The 1,107-nt window shown below is 66.0% G+C and carries 1 protein-coding gene and 1 pseudogene; both read left to right on the forward strand.

The window, feature by feature from the left end:
* Positions 1–654 (forward strand): transposase family protein (locus ACFC4D_RS46420; protein WP_376073320.1); only part of this gene is annotated, 654 nt, incomplete at its 5' end.
* A gap of 193 nt (positions 655–847) precedes the next feature.
* Positions 848–1,107 (forward strand): annotated as a pseudogene (locus tag ACFC4D_RS46425) (IS5/IS1182 family transposase); the annotation flags it as partial.

A 1,107-nucleotide genomic window follows, 5' to 3' on the forward strand; every position in this document is an offset into this window, starting at 1 on the left:
TGCGTGCACTGCCTGGCGCGGGACGCGGGAATCTCTCAGGCCACCGGCTACCGCTACCTGCACGAAGGCATAGACGTCCTGGCCGAGCAGGCCCCGGATCTGCACCGGGTCCTTGCAGAGTGCCGAAAGCGGGGCATGAACCACCTGGTCCTGGACGGCACGCTGATCGAGTCCGACCGCGTCGCCGGTACCCACATGAGCGCCGCGGGCAAGGAGGTGGACACCTGGTATTCGGCGAAACACAAGGCATTCGGGGCGAACGTGCAGTTCCTGTCCGCCCCGAACGGCACCCCGTTATGGGTGTCCGAAGCCGAGCCCGGCTCGGTGCCCGACATCACCGCCGCCCGAATGCACTGCCTGTCAGCCCTGTACAAGGCGGCCGCCGACGGCCTGCCCACCCTCGCCGACGCCGGCTATCAAGGCGCCGGGATCGGCATCCACCACCCGTTCAAGAAGCCCCCTGGCCGCTCCCACCTGCAACTTCACTCCGACACCCGCACCTACAACGCACTCCTGCGAGGAGTTCGGGCGCTGGGCGAACGAGCTGCGGCCGAGCTGAAGGAACGCTGGCGCACCCTGAAGCGCGTCACGCTCAGCCCCGGTCGGATCGGCGCCATCGTCAAAGCCGCCCTCGTCCTCAACAACGCCTGGTAATGACCTTCGTTGAGAAAACCTCAGTGATCACTACCGCACGGACATATCCGATCAACTGGCCACCCGATCAATGAGGTTTTCTCAACGAAATGATCTCGCTGTTGCTGGGGCATGAGGGTGGCTGTGGACAGGCGTGAAGCCCCTGGTAGGACAGGTCTTTCTCACAAGACCGCCTGTCACCGGGGGCTTCACGTTGGTCACCTATGCTGCCGTACTCGACGTTCCGCGTCATGTCGTTGAGTTTCTCGCCCGGCTGCTGGCCGGCCATCGTCGCCGGATCGGCACCCCGAAGGGCTCGCGGGCGCTGGGACCATTCCGGCAGGCCGTGCTGGTGCTGCGCTGGTTCCGGGAGCGGTCGTGCGTGCACTGCCTGGCGCGGGACGCGGGAATCTCTCAGGCCACCGGCTACCGCTACCTGCACGAAGGCATAGACGTCCTGGCCGAGCAGGCCCC

This window comes from Nocardia sp. NPDC056000 (assembly GCF_042269265.1).
GTDB lineage: Bacteria > Actinomycetota > Actinomycetes > Mycobacteriales > Mycobacteriaceae > Nocardia.